Source organism: Sphingomonas jatrophae, assembly GCF_900113315.1.
In the GTDB taxonomy this organism is placed as follows: domain Bacteria; phylum Pseudomonadota; class Alphaproteobacteria; order Sphingomonadales; family Sphingomonadaceae; genus Sphingomonas_P; species Sphingomonas_P jatrophae.
In genome coordinates, this window is the sequence record NZ_FOZG01000003.1 from 319,381 (window position 1) to 341,048 (window position 21,668).

Below are 21,668 nucleotides of genomic sequence, written 5' to 3' on the forward strand. Positions count from 1 at the left end.
GACGCAGCTCATGCTTTCGACCCTCCTCCCCGCGGCCTCGCCCGCCATGCTTGCCGCATCGATGCGGGGCGCGCGCCTGCTGCGTGTCGCCCGCGCGGCGCACGCGCTCAATCCGCGCAATGCCGGTCCCTATGCCGGGCCGTCGACCATCACCGACAATGGCGCCGCGATCCCGACGCAGACGAGCGCCGCCTTCCCCTTCACCGCCGCGGCACCGGGCGTGTGGACCACCAATGGCGGCCGCCCGTTCAGTGCGGGTGGAGCCTTCCGCTTCCAGTCAGCCACCATCTTCACCAGCGGAGGCAATGGCGGCCTGAACGACGGCAAGAACGTGAACTTCTGGCGCGCGACGGCCAACGTCCATGCCCGCTATCTGGCGGTGAAGCTCTATCCCACGGCGGCCAGCTATCGCTTCATCGTCGACGGCCGGTACGTCTCGCCAACGGGCACGGTGCTGGCGACCACCACAGGCGGCACGGCGCAGCATGTGCTGCTCGATTTCGCCACACGCGGCCTGCGGCAGGTGACGATCGAGGGCCAGGGCACGTGCGGCTTCGGCGGTGCCTATGTCGAGCCCACGGGCAAGGTCTTCCCCGTCGATACCAGCGAGGATGTCCGTCTCGCCTTCCTCGGCGACAGCTATGTCTATGGCTCCGCCGCCAGCCATCTGGCGGACGGCCTCGTGCCGGTGATGGCCGACTGGTTGGGCATGCGGGCGCTCGCCTCGGGCTCCGGCGGCACCGGCTGGAACCAGACCAACCAGGCGACTGCGTGGCGCTTCGACCAGCGCATCGCACAGGGCGATCTGTCGCTCGATACGGTGCCGCCCGACGTCATCGCGCTGATGGCGAGCGTGAACGACCGGCTGCGCGACAGTGCCGTCGTGCAGGCGAATGCGCTGACCGGATTGCAGACCGCGCGTGCGCTCCATCCGGGCGTGCCGATCCTGGTGTTCGGCTGCGTTCCGATCCCGAACGGCCCGCTGACCGGAACGCCCTCGCTCACCTCGACCGAGCAGGCGGTGCAGGCGGCGGTGACGACGTTCGCCGATCCGCTGTGCCGCTTCGTGCCGGTCACGCTCGATCCGGCGGGTGCCTGGTCGACCGGCACCGGCGCGATCGGTGCGGAAACGGGCAGCGGCAATGCCGACTGGCTGTTCGTCGCCGACAAGACGCATCTGAGCGACGAAGGCTGCGCCGCGATGGGACGGCGCTATGCCGCGGCAGCGCTTGGTGCCTTGGGGGGGATGCTGGGGGCGTAATACCCGGCCGGAAGGGCTGGCCAAAGCCGGCCCTTTCCGGCATGCGCAATCGCGCTGCAGTGCCGCGAGACGCGGGCCAGAGATGGAGCGCGGGGAGCAGAATGGCGCGGATACCTGCCGAGCGCGCGACGCAGCCTGAGATCAACAACCGACCGCACGCAGTCACGCGCAGGACGCTGCGTGTTGCTGTGATCTATCACATCTGGCCGCATTACCGGATGGCTGTTGCCGAGGCGCTGGATCGCAGCGCCCGCATCCAATATAGCTTCTACGCGAGCGGCGAGCCTTACCAAGGCATCGTTCATGGCGACATGACGCAGGTTCGCCGCTTCATCCGGGCACCTTTTCGTCAACGCGGCAAGATGCTGTGGCAGCCGGAAGCAGTGAAGGCAGCCTCTGCCGGCTATGATGCGATCATCTACCTGGGCGATCCGAACTTCGCCTCCACCTGGACAGGAGCGGCGTTGGCCCGCCTGCGCGGCGTGCCGGTGCTATTTTGGGCACATGGCTGGCGACGCGCCGAAGCTGGCGCCAAGCGGCGGATGCGCAATCTGTTTTTCGGACTGGCCCAGCGCATCCTCGTCTACAACGAACGCGCCAAGCGGTTGGGAGCCGAGGCAGGCTATCCGGACGAGCGGATCACCGTCATCTACAACAGCCTTGATGTGGCGCGCGCAGACGACATCGTCTCGCGGATCGAAGCGGGCACCTTGAAGGATGTTCGACCGCAATCCCTTTTCGCCGAGCCCGCGAGACCTCTCCTGATCTGCACTGCAAGACTGACAAACCTCTGCCGTTTCGATCTTCTGCTCGAAGCTGCCGAGCGGCTGAAGGCGGCAGGACGCCCGGTCAACGTCCTACTTGTCGGGGACGGACCGGAGCGGGCCAGTCTGGAAGCCGATGCTGTCCGGCGCGGGCTGTCGGTTCACTTCTATGGGGCCTGTTACGATGAGGCCGTCATCGGCCAGCTTATCTATCATGCCGACCTGACCGTCTCGCCGGGCAAGATCGGGCTCACCGCGATGCACAGTCTGATGTATGGCACGCCCGCAATCACCCATGACGATCTTAACGAGCAGATGCCGGAGGTGGAGGCGATTGAACCGGGGCGTACCGGCCTGCTGTTCCGTCACGACGATGCCGGCAGTTTGACGGATGCGATCGCTGGCTGGCTGGATTCTTCACCTGATCGTGCTGCGGTACGCGAGGCTGCGCGGAGGGTAATCCATTCCAAGTGGAACCCGGAGACGCAGGCGCTGCTCATCGAGCAGGCGGTGCTGGAGGTGACGGGTGGCTGACTCATCCAACCGGCGCGACGTTGCAAGTTCTGTCGCCGAGCCTGAACGGGCGAGCGATGCTGTGATCGCGCAATGCCGGACCATGATCGAGGGCGGTGCGAAGGCGCGAGTGCGCGCACTGATCCTCCCGTGGCTGCGCCGTCGCTGGCGACTGGCCGAGCTTGGCGAAGGCTTCCACTGGCCGCGCGGTTTCCGAATGAGGATCGGCGCTGGCAGTCGCATCGGGCGGTTCGCCTATCTGGGCGCAGGCTTCGAGGCCGAAGGTCCTGTGGTCGTCGGCGACCTGTGCATGATCGCTGCCGGCATGAAGATCATCGGCGCTGACCATCGATACGACGTCATCGGCACGCCGACCAGGCTCGCCTTCCCCGACGCAGCGCGCCCAGTCACGACATTCGGCATGGACGTTTGGACCGGGCTGCGCGTGACCGTGATGGAGGGCGTGACGGTGGGCCGAGGCGCCGTAATCGGCTCCGGTGCCATCGTGACCCGAGACGTGCCGCCTTACGCTGTGATGGCAGGCATACCCGCGCGGTTCGTTCGCTGGCGCTTTGACGAAAGTCGCATCGGCGACCATGAGGCGCGGGTCAAAGGATGACCCCGTGACCGACATGACGAGCCGACACTCCGAGCCGGACGACGGCAGCCGCCCGCTTGCCGCCACATCGGCGGCAGGGCCGAGCTTCTCGCTGCGTAACCGGATCGAACGAGCTGTGTTCATGGCCGTGTGGGCCGTGGCGGCGAGCTGGACGCCGCCGCCGCTGCACCGCTGGCGCTGCATGCTGCTGCGCCTGTTCGGCGCACGGATCGGACGGGGCGTGCGGCTCTACGGCTCCACCATCGTGTGGCATCCTGCCAACCTCGCCATCGCCGATGGCGCGACGATCGGGCCGCGCGTGCGCCTCTACAATCAGGGACGGATCAGCATCGGCGAGCATGTCGTGATCAGCCAGGGAGCGCATGTCTGCGCGAGCAGCCACGACGTGCGGGATCTCGCCTTTCAGCTGGTGCTGCGGCCGATCCGTATCGATGCCCGCGCGTGGATCGCTGCGGATGCCTTTGTTGGGCCGGGCGTGACCGTTGGCGAGGGCGCCGTTCTGGGCGCGTGCGGCGTCGCGGTGCGCAACCTCGACCCCTGGACGATTTACCGCGGCAACCCCGCGGTGGCAGTGAAGCAGCGCCATGTCTCTTGAGACCCCGCAGAGCGCGGGTGACGGTGGGCGGGAGATGCGGACGTGTTTGTAGCGTTCTTCGCCGTTTATCTGATCGCGGTCGCGCTCAACGTGATGGCGCTGCGCAAGGTGAACCTGGCGCGGCTGACCTTCTATGACGGCATCCTGCTGGGGATGACCTATTACATCACCATTCCCATGTTTGCGGTGCTGCTGGCGGGGCGCATCGGCCCCGGCTTCATTCCGATCGAGGATTACAAGCCGTTCGAGCAGACCGAGACGACGCTGATCCTGATCGGATCCATCGCGGCCTTCTCGATCGTGCGGCTGCTGATGCCGCGGCGCGCCTCCACGACGCCGGTCAACGTCTATCCCGTCGGGCTGCTGACGGGCGTGCTGTTCGCGCTCTATCTGGCGACCACGATCACGACCTTCGTCGCCGCGGGCATCGGCTCCGGCGGCCACTGGTTCCGGGCGAGCCATGAACTGATGGAGCAGAATGCCGGGTTCGTCATCATCAAGCATATCAGCAACTTCACGCGCACCGCGCTGTTCGGCTGCCTTGCCGTGCTCGCCACGCGGTCACGCGGGATGGGTCGGATCGCGCTGGTAGCCGGCCTGCTGCTATGCCTGTTCGACCTGCTGACGACGTTCAACCGGGTGACCCTGGTCTATTACCTGATCCTGGTGCTCGTCTGCTTCCGCCGTCACGCCTTGGTCGCCTGCGCCGGGCTGATGCTGTTCCTCTATACCGGCGCCTACACCTCCACCGCCTTTACCATGTTCCGCAGCCAGGTGTCGGTCTACGGCTACAGCCTGTCGGGCTTTGCCAGCGCGGCGGACGCGGCGATCCGCTATTCGGCGGAGGGCGAGCCGTTCGTGGACGCGATGAACGGCGTCTTCGAATCGATCAACATTACCGTCTTCAATTACGTCGTACAGCATCAGCAGGAGCTGGATGTTTCCCCCAGCGCCTATTTCGTCCGGCCGCTGACGGTGCTGCTGCCGCGTGCAATCCTGCCCGATCGGCCGCCGCCCTTCGCGCTGGTGCTGGGCGAGCACATCACCAAGTCGGACAGCCTCGCGCTGAACTCGACCCTGTTCGGCGAGCCTTATGGCAGCAGCCCGCTGGCGTCACCTCTGATGCTGGGGATCGTCCTGCTGCTCTACCATCTGGCCTATCGCGGTCTCGGTCGATCGAGCCAGGCGATCGAGCCGATGGCCGCGTTCATCGGCTTCGCCTTCTGGCGGTTCGACTCGTCCTTTGCGGTGATCGCGCTGACCTTCACCGCGCTGATCCACTTCGGCCTGCTGATCGCCGCTATGGGCACACGGGATCTGACGCGGTCGCGGCGGCGGGCGCCCATGCCCGGCAGCGTGAGCCAGGGCGCACCGCGATGACCTTCGGCCGCCCCTTCGTCCATCGCCGGCAGTTCCGCGCCGCATGATCCGTCGCGTGCTCGCCGGGGTCGGCGCCAATGTGTTCGACAAGCTGATCGTCGCCGGCTCCCAGCTGGCGATGGTGCCCGTGCTGTCGAGCGCGTGGGGCCTGCACCTTTATGGATTGTGGGTACTGCTGATCACCGTGCCGTCCTTCCTCGCGGTCGGCGATTTCGGCTTTGCGACGGCAGCGGGCACCAAGATGACCATGGCGCGCGCGCGGGGCGACGAGCAGGCGGTGAACCACATCTTCCAGAGCGCGTGGGCGGCGGTGCTCCTGTCGTCCGCGCTGCTGGTGACGGCGGCGCTGGTGCTGGCCTGGACGGTGCCCGCGGGCCTGTTCGGCGACGCGCCGGGCCTGCCGATCCGCGAGGTGCGGCTGACGCTGTCGATCCTGATGATCTACGGCATCGTCGCGGTGCAGGGCAGCATCTTCTTCGCCGCCTTCCGCGCCGCGGGGCTGTTCGCGGTTGGCGCCTTCTGGAACGCGCTCATCATCCTGATCGAGAGCAGCGCGGTGATCGCGACGGTGCTGCTGGGCGGCCAACCCGTCACCGCCGCGCTGGCGCTGCTGGCGGGCCGTGTGGTCGGGCTGATCGGGCAGAACCTGCTGCTGCGCCGCCGCGTGCCGTGGCTGCGGATCGGGCTGCGCGAAGGGACGCGCGCCGAGATGATGGCGCTGCTGCCGCCCGCGGGTGCGGTGATGCTGGTGCCGATGGCGCAGGCGCTGGCGTTGCAGGGCACGTCGATCGCGCTTGGCGCGGCGGCGGGCCAGGCGGCCGTTCCCGCCTTCACCGCGGCGCGCACGCTATCGCGCGTGGGGCTGCAATTATGCTGGCTGGTCAATACGCCGCTGATGCCTGAATTCTCCGCGGCGGTGGCGCGGGAGGATCGCCGCGGCATGGCGGCGATGGCGCTGACGACCCTGCTCGTCTCCACCGTGCTGCTCGTCCCCTATGCGATCCTGTTCGCAGCGCTCGGCCAGCCGGCGATCCTGCTGTGGACGCGCGGCGTGATCCATTCGCCGCAGCCGCTGGTGCTGACGATGGCGTTCGTCATCCTGCTCGGCGGCTATTGGTATCCGGTGTCGAACCTGATCCTGGCGCGCAACCGCCACGGCAGCTACAGCCGCTGGTACGTGCTGCTCGCTGCCTTGAGCGTGCCGCTCGCCTACCTGCTCTCCCGCCAGTTCGGCGCGACCGGCGCGGGCGCGGCGATGGCGCTGCTGGACGGCGCGATGCTGATCGTTATCCTGCGACTGGCAAGACGGCTGGTCGTGACGCCGCAGGAACTCGCCGCCGCGGTGCCGCAGATGGTCGATTTCGGCAGGCGGCTTGCGGCGCGCGTGCGTGGCGTCGGCCGCCGCGCTTGAGGAAGGGGCGCATCCGGGCGCACAGGCGGACGCGAGCCGCCGGCGCACGGCCATGACTTTCATCCGCGAGGAGCTTGCGTGATCCTGGATCTCGAGACGTTGGGCGACGCGCCGCCACGACCGCGCGTGGCCGTGATCGGCGCGGGTGCGGTGGGCATCGTGCTGGCCGTCGCGCTGGCGCGCAAGGGCGTGCCCGTGCTGCTGTGCGAGAGCGGCGGGCGCACGGTGGATCCGGCGGCGCAGGCGCTGAACGACGCCGTCGTCGCCGGCCGCGCGCATACCGGTATCGCCGAGGGCCGCGCGCGCATCCTGGGCGGCACCAGCACCCTGTGGGGCGGGCAGCTGATCGCATTCCGCGACATCGACTTCGCCCCCCGCCCCTGGCTGGGGCTGGAGGGCTGGCCGTTCGGGCGAGACACGCTGGCGCCTTATTACGAGGCGGTGGCGACGATGCTCGGCCTGCCGCTCCGCTCCGACGACGACGCGGCCGTATGGTCGGCACTAAACGTGTCGCCGCCGGCGCTTGGCCCCGATGTCGAGTTCGTGCTGACCCGCTGGCTGAAGGAGGCGAACCTCGCGCGGATGTTCGCGCGTGAGCTGGCCGAGAACCCTAATCTGACGGTGCTGCTGCACGCGACGGCAACCGGCTTCGAGGCGAGCGGCGGGCGGATCGACAGCGTTACGCTCCGCGCCCCTGGCGGGCGCGAACTCTTACTGGCCGCGGACGACTTCATCGTCGCGAGCGGCACGATCGAGGCGAGCCGATTGATGCTTGCCGCGGCCGACGCGCGCCCCGGTCTGCCCTGGGCGGGCAATATGTGGGTCGGCGCCAGCTTCCAGGACCATCTCGACGTGCGGGTCGGCACCGTCCACCCGATCGACAAGAAACGGTTTCACGACGCGTTCGATAATATCTTCCTCAAGGGCTACAAATATAACCCGAAGGTCGCGCTCGCCGCGCACGTCCAGGCGGCGGAGCGGATCACGAATGTCGGCGGGGTCTTCACCTTCGAATCCTCGTTCACCGAGCATCTCGGCAATCTGAAGATCTTCCTGCGGGCGATGCGCAGCGGTGGCGTGCCGCCGAACCTGAAGGCGATGCCGCGCCACTTCGCCGCGCTGGCGAAGATGTGGTGGCCGCTCATCATCCGCTACCTGCGCGACAATCGCGCGTTCAACCCCGCGGATCTCGGCATCGGCCTGCGCCTGCATGTCGAGCAGAAACCGCTGCGCGAAAGCCGCATCACGCTCCACCCCACCCGGCGTGATGCCAATGGCGTGCCGCTGGCGGTGCTCGACTGGCGGCTGGACGGAAGCGAGCTGGAGGCGATGGCGCGCTTCTGCGAGGTGCTCGCCCCCGTGCTGGAGCGGGAGCGGTTCGCCCGGCTGGAGGTGGACCCGCGGGTCGCCGCACGCGATCCCGCCATCTTCGCCGAGGCGCGCGACACCAACCATCATTGCGGCGGACTGCGCATCGGGGCCACCGCCGCGGACGGCGTGGTCGACGCCGATCTGCGCGTGCACGGGACGGACAATCTCCACATCGCCGGCGCGGCCGTTTATCCCAGCTCCAGTTTCGCCAATCCGACATTCACCGCCATGGCGCTGGCGCTGCGCCTGGCCGACCGGCTCGAGGCCTGAACCATGCTGCACACGCACCTTGCCGGTCGCCGCACGTCCCGCCTGGGCCTTGGCTGCGGACGGCTCGTCGGCGGAGCGGAGACGCGGGCGAGCCGAGCGCTGGTCGAGGCGGCGCTGGCGCTGGGCATCCGGCACTTCGACGTGGCGCCCTCCTACGGCCTCGGCCTTGCCGAGAATGTGCTGGGCGAGGCGCTGGCGGGCGTTGGCGACGCCACGGTGGTGACGAAGGCGGGCATCGGGCGGCCGGCCAATGCGGGAGCGAAGGCGCTGCTGATCGGCTTCGTGCGGCCGCTGCTCGCCGCGACGCCGGGGCTGAAGGCGCGGCTGGCGCGGCGTGCCGGCGGTGCCGCACGTGGCCAGTTCGCGCCCGGGCAGGTGGAAGCCTCGCTGGCCGACAGCCTGTCGCGGCTGAAGCGTGAGACGGTGGATGCGCTGCTGCTCCACCAGCCGTCGCCGGCCGATCTCACACCCGATCTGGCAGCGACGATGGAGCGCATCGTTGCGGACGGACGTGCGCGCGCGGTGGGAACGGGCACGAACGACGCGGCAGAAGCACTCGTGCCGTTCGGCACAGTCAGCCAGATGCGCGTCGACGTGGCGCAGCCCGCACCGACGTCGGTGGGCGACCTGATCCTGCACGGCGCGCTCCGCCGCTATCCGGCGCCGGAGCGGCTTTCGCCACCGCAGGTGGAGGCGATGCGTGCGCTAGGCCGTGATCCGGCGGACCCGGCGGCGTGGCCGGGCCTGATGCTGACGCTGGCGCTGGCCAACGCGCCCGGATCGATCCTGCTCATCTCCGCCCGCACCCCTGCACGGTTGCGCGAGGCGGTGGCGGCGGTCGATTGGACGCTGGCGGATGCGGCCGACTCGGCGGCGCTGGCGCAACTGCGCCGGCTTGCCGTGGGGAGCGAAAGCGCGGGGGCGAGCTGACGGCGCTCTCTATTCCCAGGTCGCGCCCGCATCGTGCGAAACGAGCGTGCGCGTGGCGAAGGTCGGCACATCGGGATACCAGCAGCGCCCGTCCGGTTGCGTGCAATCCCGCGCTCCGCTGCGAGCGACCTTCATCGCTGTCGCCTCCACCGGACTCAGCCGGTTGGGGAAGTAGCTGAAGAACAGGTAGAGCGTGCCGTCCGGAGCCTCGCTGACGCGCTGGCGCCAGGCGGCGTAGGCATGCCGCTTCGGGGCGGCGATGAGGCGGTGGGGTTGCCCATCAGGCCACAGCCAGCTGCCGTTCGGGCGGCGGCGGAGCTGCACCAGGTCGTAGTGCCCACCCCGCCCCTCTGCGCGGGCGACGATGTTGATCGTGCCATCGCGTGCGACGTTGAGGCTGGTATAGCTATATTCGGCAAAGGCACCGCCACGCGCAGGATCGCCGACCGGCTGCGGCGCGCCCCACCCGCTGAGCGTCGTGCCCGCCTTGCGGCTCTCGAACAGGCGAAACTGGGCGTGGTGCGCGCCGACGACGGTGATCAGACGGCCGGACGGAAGCCGCGCAATGGCGGGCAGATCGTGATTGTCGTTCGCCCCCGCCGTGGTGCTGCGGCCGACCGGCGCCGCGGGAGCCGCCCAAGCGAGCGTCCGCAGATCCAGTTCGCGCGAGACGATCAGCGCGCCCTGCTTGCCCGCCGTCGCCGCCGGATAGACGAGCACGATACGCCCCTGCCCCGTCCAGGTCGAATTGCCGCCGCCTGAATGGTTGCCGGTCAGCAGGCTGTCGTCGGCGGCAAGCAGCGGGGCTGCGCGGCGGACCAGCGCATCGCCCTGCCAGCGGAACAGATCGAGCCACAGCCGCTTGCCGGTATAGCCGCCATGCGTCTCGTAGCTGACGATGGTCGGCGGACCTGCGCGATCGGTGAAGGCGCCCGCTTTCTCCATCGTCGCGGCGCGGCTGGCGAGCGGGGCGGCACGCCAGCTGCGGCAGCCATCCCTCGACCAGAGCAGCACGGCGCGCTTCAGGTTCGAATAGCGCGGGATAAGAAGCGTGAAGGCGGTGCCGCGCGCATCGAACTGGATCGTCGTGTCGACCATCAGCGACATATCCCATCGCTCGTCCCAATCGCCCGTGCGCATCACGTCGCGCGCGATCGCGGTGCGGGCGAGCGCCGTAAGATCGAGGCGCTCGGGGCGCTCGCCCGGCCGCAGGCGGACAAGGCTGCTGCCATCGCGCAGGCAGACCAGTCCGGCCGGGCCGACACCCGGGCTGCCGGCGTCGAGTGGACCGGGGCGGTGCCCAGGTGCGGCGGGGATGTCGAAACCGAATGCGCTCGGCCCGGCGGCGGGCGCTGCGATGAGGGCCAACCCGGCGAGAAAACGGATCATGCGCTTCTCCCCGATCGACGCCGGCGCAATCTAGTCGCCAGCGTCGATCGGGGCAACGCCGCCGACCGCGCCGCAGGCGCGCCTAGCCGTGCTTGCGGATGAAGATGAGCAACGCCGGGCGCAACCGCGGCGGCAGCACGGTGTGCAGCAGCTTCAGCCCGCGGAACACCACCGGGTTGTTGAAGTGATAGGCAGGCTCCCCCGCCGCCGAATAAGCCACGGTGTCTGCGGCATGGCCGAAGTAGCGGCGGATCGCCGCGGGCGTGTTCAGCTTGTAACAGGTCGGGAACACATCATGCGCCTTGCGCTCGGGCTGGATGCGCTTGAGCAGTTTGACATGGTTGCTACTGCCCGCGGCGCGGGAGGCCAGCGCCAAATAGCCCCACTTGTTCGGCGTCAACGCACAGATGTGGCCGCCGGGCTTGAGGATGCGCAGCAGCTCGCGCGAGGTGAATTCGGGATCGGCGACATGCTCGAACACCCAGCTGCAGAAGATCAGGTCGAACGTCGCATCGTCATAAGGCAAAGGGGCGCTCGGCCCCTCGATCAACCGCGCCTCGTCGATGAAGGGATTGTCGAACACGGCGGGATCGAGATCGCAGCCATCGACGCGCGCGACCCGGCCGCGCAGCTTCTGCAGCTGTTGCCGGAACTCGATCCGGTCCTCCAGGATCTGCGCACCGCGACCGGCCCCGAAATCGAGCACCCGGTCGGTCGGCTTCAGCAGCGCGGCGATGCGCGTGTAGAATTGAACGCCGATATCCACATGGCTGAAGCCGCCGATCGTCGCTTCCGGATAGAATTTCCGCTTGAGCGATATCCCGTCATGCATCGGCGCACTCCCCTTAGCTCCGATACGGACTTAACCAGCGTCGCACGGAAGCGAAAGGACTAGATTGTTACCGAAGCCATCTTTTCACAGGATAGCCACCATCTGTTCTTCAGGACCGCACTCTGTTGGTGGCTGCCGCAATCCTGTCACGAACAGGCAATCGCCTTGACTCCAGCACGTCTTGGCCGCTGCGATGCCGGGCCTCGCAGACATCGCAGCGGCCATGCGCCATTCCGACGCGATCAGAAGAACAGGAAGTCAGACGTCTGGATCGACGCGAGGCTCACCGTGCCCAGATCGGCGACCAGAACCGCACCCGAATTGTAGCCGTTGGCGGCGGCCGTGTGGAACAGCAGGGTGTGGCCGTTGCTGTCCTGGCCCAGGATGAATGCGCCGTCCGCAATGCCGCTGCCATTCGCCTGCAGGTAGGCGTTGACGTCGGCCGTGCTGTTGAGCTGCCCACCGGTGTAGCGAACGAGATCCGCAGTCGCCAGGCTGGCGCTGCCGGTCGTGTCATTGACGACCGTGTCGAAGGCGAGGCCGTTGAAATCGAACAGCTCGCGCGCGAAGCTCAGCGTGTCGTCCGCGCTGACGAAGTCGGTGATCGTGTCGGTATTGCCGTTCAGGAAGTTGAAGCCGAACGTATCCGCACCGGCCCCGCCGGTCAGCGTGTCGGCACCGGACGTGCCGATGATGACGTTCGCGCCCGCATCACCGACGAACGTGCCCGCATAATAGAGGCCGGACGCGTCGATATTCTCGAACCCGGTGACGGTCGCATCGTCGCCGCTGGTCTGGTCGGCGGCAGAGCCGAGATCGACCAAGCCGTAATCGTAGCCGCTGAGGACCAGCGTGTCCGTGCCGGTGCCGCCATCGATGGTGCTGCCCGCCGCATAATCGATCCGGTCGTCGCCCGCATCGCCATAGACCGAGCCGCCGGCCCATTCACCGGCAAGGACATCGTTGCCGCCATTGCCGTGGACGGTAGCGACAGCACCATTCGGCTGGACATGCGTGTAGAGGTCGTTGCCCGACGAGCCGGTGACGTTGAACGTGTCGCCGGCCTGGAAGTAATTGAGCGCCACGCCCGACAGGTTGGTGTCGACCCCGGCGGCGAGGCGGATGGTCACCGTTTCGCTGGTGTCCGTGAAGGTCGAATTGGCCTGGATCTGGCTGAACGACGACGCCTGCGCACCGGTCAGCGTCACGCTGGCGGACGCCGGCGCGTTGGTGAAGACGTAGACGCCGTTCTCGATCGTGTAGCTGCCGCTGAACAGGCTGAGCGCCGAGATGCCGGTTACCGAGCCGACGCTCAGGTCCACCGTGCCGCTGACCCACAGCGTATCGCCGCCGCCATTGCCGTCGATCGTCTCGCCCGCCTGGAAGTCGCCCTCGTAGAGGGTGAACCATTCGGCCGCGGCGGTGCCCGTCAGGATATCCGCGCCACCGCCGCCGATGATCTCGCCGCCGGCGGTGCCGAAGGTGATCGTGTCGGCGCCGCTGCCGCCAAGCAGCTTGCTGGCGGTCAGGTCCGAGCCGCGGAGCGTCACCGCCGCGACCGACCCGCGCGCATCGACATGTTCGAAGCCGGTCATCGTGCCCGCATCGCCCAGACCCTGATCGGCAGCGCGGAGATCGATGTTGGCAGCGCCGCGGACGACCAGCCAGTCGACGCCCTCGCCGCCCTGCACCAGCGTGTCGGTGGCGTCGTAGACGATGGTGTCATCGCCCTCGCCGCCGTCGATCACGTCCGCGCCGCCGCGTCCGTCGATCAGGTTGCTGCTGCGGCTGCCAACGATGCGGTTCACCCCGTCGCTGCCGGACAGCGCGACGGTGCCATGGACCGCGCTCCAATCGACATTCTCGAAGTTGGAAGCGGTGACGGCATCGCCGACCGTCTGGTCGGCAAGGCTCAGATCGATGCTCACGCTGCCATCATAGTAATCATAGCTGGCGACGAGCGTGTCGGTGTCGGCGCCACCGTCCAGCGTGACGGCATAGCTCTGATAGCCATAATCGATACGGTCGTCGCCGGCATCGCCGTAAACCGCCGTGCCCTCCGCCCAATAGCCGCCGGTAGGCGCGCGCAGCGTATCGTTGCCGCCATAGCCGTGGACGGTGGAGCGGACGTTCGGCCCGACGATCGTCTCGTTCCCAGCAGCGCCGTTGACCGCCACCTGATCCCAACTGCTGAGATAATTCCAGCTGGTCTGGCCGAGATCCACCGTCGTGCCGGAGGCGACGTTGATGGTGAAGAGCTGCGTGGTCTGCTCAGCAGGCTCGTAATAGCTGGTGATCGAGCCCAGGCCCGCCGCCTGTGCGCCGGTCAGCGTGATGGAGAATAGCGGTTCGCTGTAGGTTTCGGTGACCGGATCGTAGCGCCGGCTCAGTTCCAGTGTCTCGACATTGGCGAGCGATCCGATCGTGAAGTCGGTCGAGCCCGTGACCAGCAGACGATCATAGCCGTCGCCACCGTTGATCGCCTCGCCCGCGGCGAACTCGCCGGCATGCAGATGGAAGGTGTCGTTGTTGATGCCGCCGGTCAGCGTGTCCGCGCCGGTGCCGCCGGTGATCTCAGCCCAGCTGGCGCCCGCGGTGATGGTGTCGCCCGCACTGCCGCCGATCAGGATGCTTTGAACGCTGTCGGAGCCGCGGATCGTCACCGCCGCGTTCGCGCCGGCCGCGTTGACATTCTCGAAGCCGGTCATGGTGCCGGCATCGCCGACGCCCTGATCCGCCGCGGCAAGATTGATGTTGGCCGCACCCTTCAGGTTCAGCCAGTCGGTGCCATCGCCGCCGCGGATTACCGCATCGGCGGCGTCGTAGATGACCGTATCGTCGCCGCTGCCCGCGTCGATCGTATCCGCACCCTCGCGCCCGTCGAACCAGTCATTGCCGCCGCCGCCGGTGAGCAGGTTGACGCCGCTGCTGCCGATCACCGCAATGCCGTAAGAGAGTGCGCTCCAGTCGACATTCTCAAAGTTCGAGACAATGGCATTGTCGCCGGTCGTCTGATCGGCGAGCCCGAGATTGATGCCGATGGTGGTGTAATAATTGGCGTAGCTGCCGACGAGCGTGTCGCTGTCGGCGCCGCCGTCCAGCGTTACCTCATGCGCCGAATAGCCATAGTCGATCCGGTCGTTGCCGGCGTCGCCGTAGATCATGCTGCCCTGCGCCCAGAGGCCTTGCGCGCCGCGCAGGATGTCGTTGCCCGCATTGCCATGGACGGTTGCGATCGCGCTCGGACCGGTGATCGTCTCGTTACCCGCAGCGCCGTTGACCAGCACCTGATCCTGCGCCCCCACCGAGTTGTAGCTGGTGTTGCCGAGGTCGACGGTGCTGCCCGACGCGACGGCGATCGTCAGGCTGTTGGCGGCGCCGTTGCCGCCGTCGAAATAGAAGGCGGAAAGCGCCGCCGCCTGTGCGCCGGTGAGCTTGATGTTGACCGGCTGGGTGCCGTAGCTGCCGGTCGCGGGATCGTAGGTTTCGATATCGAGTGTTTCGAGCCCGGTGATGGTGGACACCGAGAAGTCGATGCTGCCGCTGACATAAGCGACGTCGGTGCCGCCGCCCGCGTTCAGCACCTCACCCGCGACGACATCGCCAGCCCTGTAGAAGAAAGTGTCGTTATTGGCCGATCCGGTCAGACTATCCGCCCCGGCCCCGCCGGTGATGACCGCGCCGCCGGTACCTGCGACGATCGTATCGGCCGCAGCGCCGCCGATGAGGGTGCTAACATAATCGTTGCGGCCGCGCAGCGTGACGGAGGCAGCCGAAGCCGATGCATCGACAATCTCGAAGCCGGTCATCGTGCCGGTATCGCCGAGGCCCTGATCCGCGGCAGCAAGGTTGATGTTGGCTGCACCGTTGACGATCAGCCGGTCAATGTCCGCGCCGCCCTGGATCGAGGTGTCCGCGGCGTCATAGACGACCGTATCGTTGCCCGCCCCGGCGATGAGCACGTCCGCGCCGGCGCGTCCGTCCAGCGTGTCGGCGTAAGCGGTGCCGATCAGCGAATTCACACCGGCATTGCCGAACGCGGTCAGCGCGTAGCCGGACGCGATGGCGCTATAATCGACATTCTCGAAGTTGCTGACCACGACCCGGTCACCAAGCGTCTGGTCCGCGAGCGCGAGATCGACCGTCGGAACCGGACCATTATAGGTGCCGACCAATGTGTCGGTATCGGCGCCGCCATCCAGCGTCACGGCATAGTCCGCATAGCCATAGTCGATTCGGTCATTGCCCGCATCGCCGTAGACCTGCATTCCCTCCGCCCAGTAAGCGGAGCCGGCAGTGCCGGGGGCCTTCAGCGTGTCGTTGCCGGCGAAACCGTGAATGGTGGCGGCGACGTTAGGCCCGGTGATCGTCTCGTTGCCCGCGGCACCGTTGACGTTCACCCGATCGGATGCGGTGAGATATGCCCAGCTGATGTTCGCCAGCGAGATCGTCGTGCCAGACGCGACATTGATGTTGAACGTGTCGGCGGTATCGGTGCCGTACACATAGTCGCCGTAATTGCCTTGGATCTGACCCATGGCCGCCGCTTGCGTGCCGCTCAGCGTGACGGTGACGGGCCGGGCGACATAGCTGGTCTCGATCTCCAGCCGTTCGATGCCGGTGAGGGTGGCGACCGAGAAGTCGGTATCACCGCGAACATAGGCCGTGTCGCTGCCCGCGCCGCCGTTGATCGCCTCGCCCGAGACGACATCGCCCGCATTGAAGAAGAAGGCATCGTTGTTCGTCGAGCCGGTCAGCGTATCTGCGCCCGCACCGCCGGTGATGTCCGAACCGGTCGTGCCCGCGACGATCGTGTCGGCCGCGCTGCTGCCGATCAGCGTGCTGCGCTCTACATTGCTGCCGCGCAGCGTCACCGCCGCGGTGGAGGCGGAGGCGTCGACATGCTCGAAGCCGGTCATGGTGCCGCTGTCGCCGACGCCCTGATCGCCCGCCGACAGATTGATGTTGCCGCCGGTCCGCATCAGCAGCGTATCGATGTCGGTGCCTGCCTGGATGAGCGTGTCCGCCGCGTCATACCAGATGCGATCATTGCCGGCGCCGCCGGTCAGCCGATCCGCGCCGGTGCCGCCGTCGATCGTGTCGCCGCCCTCACCGCCGCCGATCGTGTCGGCACCGCTGCCGCCCGTCAGGACATTGTCATAGCTGTCGCCGGTCAGGCTGAGCGCCGTGGTGATGGCGGAACCGTCGACATTCTGGAAGGCGGTGACGTTGACGCCGTCGCCCGCCGTCTGGTCGAGATCCGCCAGGCGCACGGTCGCCGCAGCGCGCAGGACGAGCGTGTCGCCCTGCCCGACATTGTAATAACCGCCCTCATAATAAGCGTGCAGCGCGGCCTCGGTGCCGCGATAGGTGATCCGGTCCGCACCCGAGCGGCCGACGATCGTGTCGGCGCCGCCATTGCCGTCGAACACGTCGGCATATTCCGAGCCGCTGATGACGTTCGCACCGGACGAGCCGGTGACGGTTGCGCCTGCGGTGTTGTAGTCAGTCCAAGCGCCCGAATAGAAGCTGTAGCCGTCGAAATTTTCGAAGCCGGTGACAGTCACCGTATCGCCGAGCGACTGATCCGCCGCCGACAAGTCGAACACGCCGCCTTCCAGCGCATACAGCGTGTCGATGCCCGCTCCACCCGTGATGGAAAGGGCGGACGCGCGATAGCGGACCGCGTCATTGTCGTCGCCGGCATCCACAACGTCGGCTCCGCCGAAACCGTCGATCCGATCCTCACCCGCCGCGCCGTGGATCGTGTCCGCACCCGTGCCGCCGACGAGCGAATCGCCCGCGCTATTGCCGTTGACGGTTTGGCCGCCATTTCCGAGCTTGATATTGTAGCTATAGCTACTCGCGGCGCCGTTGACGATCAGTCCCGCCGTGTCGTTCGCGGTGAAGCCGGTGAAGTAGCCGCTGCCATTATAGGGATCGACGAGGTTGACGACCTCGAAGCCGGTCACACCGGCGCCCATCGTCGCGCCGTAGCCGTAAGAGCTGCCCAGATCGAGATCGAGCGTGTCGGTGCCGCTGCCACCGTCGAGCGTCCAGTTTCCGACGTAGCCATAATAAGCGAACACGCGATCATTGCCGGCACCCAGCGTTCCGCTGAGGTTCCCCGGCCCATATTGGCCGATCCACCGATCGACCGCGATGATCGCGTCGTCACCTTCGCCGAGATCGACCGCGACTGCGGAGTTGCTGTTGCTGACATATTTGACGTCGATCGTGTCAGCGCCCGTGCCGCCCCGGACGGTCAGGCTTTGCGCGTCCGCGCCCTGCACCAGATTGTCGCCGATGACGACCTGCTGGCCACTATTGTCGAGCTGCAGCACGTCGATGCCCGCCACCTGCAGGCTGTTGCCCGAGCTGTCGTCATAGCCGCCATTGGTGAAGTCGATCGTCCCCGCGCCGTTCAGCACCAGCGCATCCTGGCCGTCGCCGCCGCTGATATTGTCGGCGGCGGTGAGCGCACCGATGTTGACGCGGAAGATGTCCGCGCCGCTGCCGCCGATCAGCAGATCGTCGCCCGAGCCCGCAGCGATATCCAGCCGGGTCGTCGCCGCCGCGCCGTTGATCGTGTCGTTGCCGCTGCCACCGATGACGCGCAGCGTCTGCGCATCCGCGCTCGCCGCGAAGGCGGCCCCAAGCACGATCGAGTTGGTACCGTTGGCGAGCAGGACGCGCTCAATGCCCGACACGCCCGCCAGCATGGCGGTGGTGATCGAACCGATGGTGGTGAATTGCAGCGTGTCGATCGCGCTGCCGGCGCCGCCCTGCACGACGTCCGCGCCGGTCAGGTTGGCGACGGTGAACTGGAAGCTGTCCGCCCCGGCGCCGCCGCGCAGCGTGTCGTTGCCCGCACCCGACGTGACGGTGATCGCGCGGTTCGCGGTGGTGACCGCCGATGCATCAATCACGTCATTGCCGCCGGTGGATGCGACGACGAGTGCCGCGGCATTGTTGGCGAGCGCCGCATTGTCGAAAGCGATGCTGCTGCCGCTGCCGCCCAGCGTGACCTGCTCGATATTGGACGTGCCCGCCAGCTGCGCCGCGGCGATGCTGCCGGCGGCGGTGAACAGCAAAGTGTCGCTGCCAGCGCCGCCGTTGACCGTGTCCGCGCCGGTGAGATCGGCCGGCGCGAAGCGGAAGATGTCATTGCCCGCGCCGCCGACCAGGCTGTCATTGCCGGCGCCCGACGTGACGTCGATCTTGTTGGCGGCGTTGGCGACGGCGGAGGCGTTCACCACGTCATTGCCCGCGCCGCCCAGCACGGTGAGCGTCGCGCTCGTCGCGGAGGCGACGGTGGCATCGCCGACCGCGAGGCTGTTGCCGCCGGCATTGAGCTGGAAGCGCTCCACCCCGGTCACGCCGGAAGTTGCGCCCACCGTGCCGGCGGTGGTGAACTCCACCACGTCGACCGCGCTGCCCGACCCGCCGGCGAAGCTGTCCGCGGCGGTCAGCTCGGCCGCGGCGATCTTGAGCACATCGATGCCCGTGCCGCCGACATAGGCATCGCTGCCCGTGCCGGCGCTGAATTCGACCCGCTGGGTCGCGACGGTCACGGCGCTGGTGTTCAGGCTGTCTGCACCCGTGCCGCCTGTGACGGTCACCGTTCCACCATAAGCGCTGCCCGCCTGCGTGCTGCTGAGCGCAAGGCTGTTGGTGCCATTCGCAAGCAGGAACGCCTCGATGCCGGAGACGCCCGCCAGCGCCGCTGCCGTTAGCGTGCCCGCCGTGGTCAGCCGCAGCGTATCGACGGAGGCGCCGTCACCTCCGCTGACGACATCCGACCCGTTGAGGTCGGTCGCCGCGAAGTTGAAGACGTCCGCGCCCGCGCCGCCACGGACCGTGTCATTGCCAGCTCCGGCATTGATCGTGAGCGCAGTGCCGCCCAGCAGCGCCGCACCGTCGACGACATCATTGCCGGCCGAGCCGGTCACCGCAAGCGACGCGCCATTGGCAGTACCGAAGGCGGCGCCGAGCACCGCCGTGATCCCGCCGACTCCCAAGGCGAGCGTCTCGATGCCGGTGATGTTGCCGCCGAGCGAGGTCGTGCCAGCCCCGTTGAGCAGCAGCGTGTCGCTCCCCGCACCGCCGGCCAGCGTGTCGCCGGAGGTGAGATTGGCGGCGGAGACGCGGAACGTGTCGTTGCCGGCGCCGCCGGTAATGCTGTCGTCGCCGGTGCCGAGCGACACGTCGACCCGGTTCGCACCATCGGCCAACGCCGAGGCATCGACGACATCGTTGCCGGAGGAGCCGTAGATCGTCACCGCCCGCCCGTTGGCCGACGCAACGAACGCATCGGACACTGCGAAGCTGACGCCGCCGACATTCAGCGATACGGCCTCGATGCCGCGCACCTGCGCCAGCGCGGAGGCTGCAACCGTGCCCGCGGCGGTGATCTGCAGTGCATCGATGGCGCTGCCGCCGCCGCCCGACACCACGTCTGCCGCAGTCAGTTCCGCTGCGTTGAAGCGGAACGTGTCCGCGCCCAGGCCGCCACGGAAGCTGTCATTGCCCGCGCCCGCAATCGCGTTGATCCCGCGCGTCGTGTCGGTCACCGCCGAGGCATCGACCGTGTCATTGCCGACAGAACCGAACATCGCCAGGACTGCGGCATTCGCGGCTGCGGTTGCATTGTCGAGCGTCACGGCCAGGCCGCCGGTCGCGAAGGTGATCTGCTCGATCCCCGAGACGTTTGCCAGCCGCGCCGCGGTGAGCTGGCCTCCGGAGGAGATGGCAAGCTCGTCATAGCCGGCACCGCCGGCGACGGTGTCACCTGCATCCAGCCCGGCGACGGAGAAGCGGAACAGATCGTTGCCAGCACCGCCGCGCAGCACATCGTTGCCGAGACCGGCATAGACTTCGATCCGGTTCGTGCCGGTCAGCGTCGCGGCATCGATCGTGTCGTTGCCGCTATTGCCATAAACCGTAACGCGCTGGCCGGTGGCGCTCGCCACGAACGCATCGGTCAGCGTGACGCCGTTCGTGCCGGCGACGAAGGTCAGCCGCTCGATGCCCGACACATTGGCCAGCGCGCCTGCCGCGATGGTGCCCGCAGTCATGAAGTTGATCGCGTCCACGCTGACGCCGTCGCCGCCGGAGACGGTGTCGCCGGCCGTCAGATCCGCCACGTTGAAGCGGAACACGTCGAAACCGGCACCGCCGCGGAACACATCGTCGCCGCCGAGCCCCGTCACCGTGAGGCTGCGGGTCGCCAAGGTCACGCTGCTGCCATCCACGACATCATTGCCGCTTGATCCGTAGATCGTCAGCACGCCGGCATTGGCGCTCGCTATCGCATTGTTGATCGTGACCGATGTGCCGGCTGCGTTCAGCGTAAGCTGCTCGATATTGGCGAGGCCCGCGAGATCCGCCACGCTCAGCGCATCGGCACTCGTCACGATGATATTGTCGTAGCCGCTGAACCCGTTGATCGTATCGCCGGCGAGATCGGCACCACCGATGCGCACCGTGTCGCCGCCGCTCGTGCCGTAGATGGTGTCGAGGCCGCCCGAGGCGTAGACTTCGAGCGCTGCGGCGGTGAGCGCGGTGCCGTTGATCGTATCGTTGCCGGTGCCGGTGACCACCTGGATCACACCGTTCTGGGCGCCCGCCGCGTTGGCAGCATTGAACGTGACCGAGTTGGTGCCATTGGCGAGCACGACCCGTTCGATACCGGAAACGCCAGCCATGTTCGCGGCGGTGATCGTACCGGCCGACTCGAAGACGAGCTGGTCGATGCTCCCGCCCCCGCCGCTGACACTATCCGCCGCAGTCAGCTCGTTGATGGCGAAGCGGAAGGCGTCGTTGCCCGCACCGCCGCGCAAGATGTCATTGCCGCTGCCGGCGAAAACGGTGAGCGGCCGGTTGGCCAGGGTGACGGCGCTATAATCGACCAGGTCGTCGCCGGCACTGCCATTGACGGTGACGAGCCCGCCCAGCGCGGTCGCGATCGCATCGGAGAGGGTCAGCCCGATGCCGCCATTCGCGAGCGTGAACGCCTCGATCGACGAGAGGCCGGTGAGGCGGGCGGCGGTCAACACCCCCGTGCCGCTCAGCACCACCGTATCCACGCCGGCATTGCCCGTCAGCGTATCGCCCGAGTCGAGGTCGGCGACGTTGAACAGGAAGCTGTCGGCGAAGGCCGTCCCGACGAAAACGTTGTCTTGCGCAGCCTGCCCCGTGAACGTCGCCATACTCGCCTGCCCCCCGGCCCGAATCAATCAAGGTGAGGTCTAGCCGTGAAAAGGGCGGCCGTCATGAGCCATCCTTAACAATTCGTTCCTAATAGATGACGGCGTCTTTTCTCGTCAGCACT

Annotated in this window: 11 protein-coding genes; 8 read left to right on the top strand and 3 right to left on the bottom strand. The window is 67.6% G+C overall.

From position 1 onward, the window contains the following. The first annotated feature begins 10 nt into the window (after positions 1 to 10). From BM360_RS17125 to BM360_RS17160, 8 genes are all read left to right on the top strand, one after another. Positions 11 to 1,261: an SGNH/GDSL hydrolase family protein gene (locus BM360_RS17125; RefSeq protein ID WP_093316446.1), complete on the top strand. Its 1,251-nt coding sequence runs from the start codon at positions 11 to 13 to the stop codon at positions 1,259 to 1,261. Between the two features lie 101 nt (positions 1,262 to 1,362). Beyond that, on the top strand, positions 1,363 to 2,559 hold the full coding sequence (locus BM360_RS17130) for a glycosyltransferase (protein WP_165611352.1): 1,197 nt from the start codon (positions 1,363 to 1,365) through the stop codon (positions 2,557 to 2,559). Between the two features lie 82 nt (positions 2,560 to 2,641). Beyond that, positions 2,642 to 3,157 carry an LbetaH domain-containing protein gene (locus BM360_RS17135; RefSeq protein ID WP_131819287.1) on the top strand — a complete coding sequence of 172 codons (516 nt, stop codon included), beginning with the start codon at positions 2,642 to 2,644 and terminating at the stop codon, positions 3,155 to 3,157. A 13-nt stretch (positions 3,158 to 3,170) separates the two neighbouring features. Continuing rightward, positions 3,171 to 3,752, top strand: a complete 582-nt coding sequence (locus BM360_RS17140; RefSeq protein ID WP_093317393.1) for an LbetaH domain-containing protein — start codon at positions 3,171 to 3,173, stop codon at positions 3,750 to 3,752. Positions 3,753 to 3,794: 42 nt separating this feature from the next. After that, complete coding sequence (locus BM360_RS17145; RefSeq protein ID WP_093316453.1) at positions 3,795 to 5,132, top strand: hypothetical protein; 1,338 nt, start codon at positions 3,795 to 3,797, stop codon at positions 5,130 to 5,132. Positions 5,133 to 5,175: 43 nt separating this feature from the next. After that, entirely contained in the window at positions 5,176 to 6,543 is a 1,368-nt protein-coding gene (locus tag BM360_RS17150) for a lipopolysaccharide biosynthesis protein (protein WP_093316456.1), read from the top strand. Positions 6,544 to 6,621: 78 nt separating this feature from the next. Further along, entirely contained in the window at positions 6,622 to 8,184 is a 1,563-nt protein-coding gene (locus BM360_RS17155; RefSeq protein WP_093316459.1) for an FAD-dependent oxidoreductase, read from the top strand. 3 nt (positions 8,185 to 8,187) lie between these two features. After that, positions 8,188 to 9,114 carry an aldo/keto reductase gene (locus BM360_RS17160; RefSeq protein WP_093316461.1) on the top strand — a complete coding sequence of 309 codons (927 nt, stop codon included), beginning with the start codon at positions 8,188 to 8,190 and terminating at the stop codon, positions 9,112 to 9,114. Between the two features lie 9 nt (positions 9,115 to 9,123). Here BM360_RS17160 and BM360_RS17165 read toward each other — a convergent pair whose 3' ends face one another. The 3 genes from BM360_RS17165 to BM360_RS17175 form a co-directional block, all read right to left on the bottom strand. Further along, positions 9,124 to 10,503, bottom strand: coding sequence for a hypothetical protein (locus BM360_RS17165; protein ID WP_093316464.1), 1,380 nt, complete (start codon positions 10,501 to 10,503; stop codon positions 9,124 to 9,126). Positions 10,504 to 10,585: 82 nt separating this feature from the next. After that, positions 10,586 to 11,335 carry a class I SAM-dependent methyltransferase gene (locus BM360_RS17170; RefSeq protein ID WP_093316467.1) on the bottom strand — a complete coding sequence of 250 codons (750 nt, stop codon included), beginning with the start codon at positions 11,333 to 11,335 and terminating at the stop codon, positions 10,586 to 10,588. A gap of 242 nt (positions 11,336 to 11,577) precedes the next feature. Beyond that, entirely contained in the window at positions 11,578 to 21,546 is a 9,969-nt protein-coding gene (locus tag BM360_RS17175) for a calcium-binding protein (RefSeq protein ID WP_093316469.1), read from the bottom strand. Positions 21,547 to 21,668: the final 122 nt, after the last annotated feature.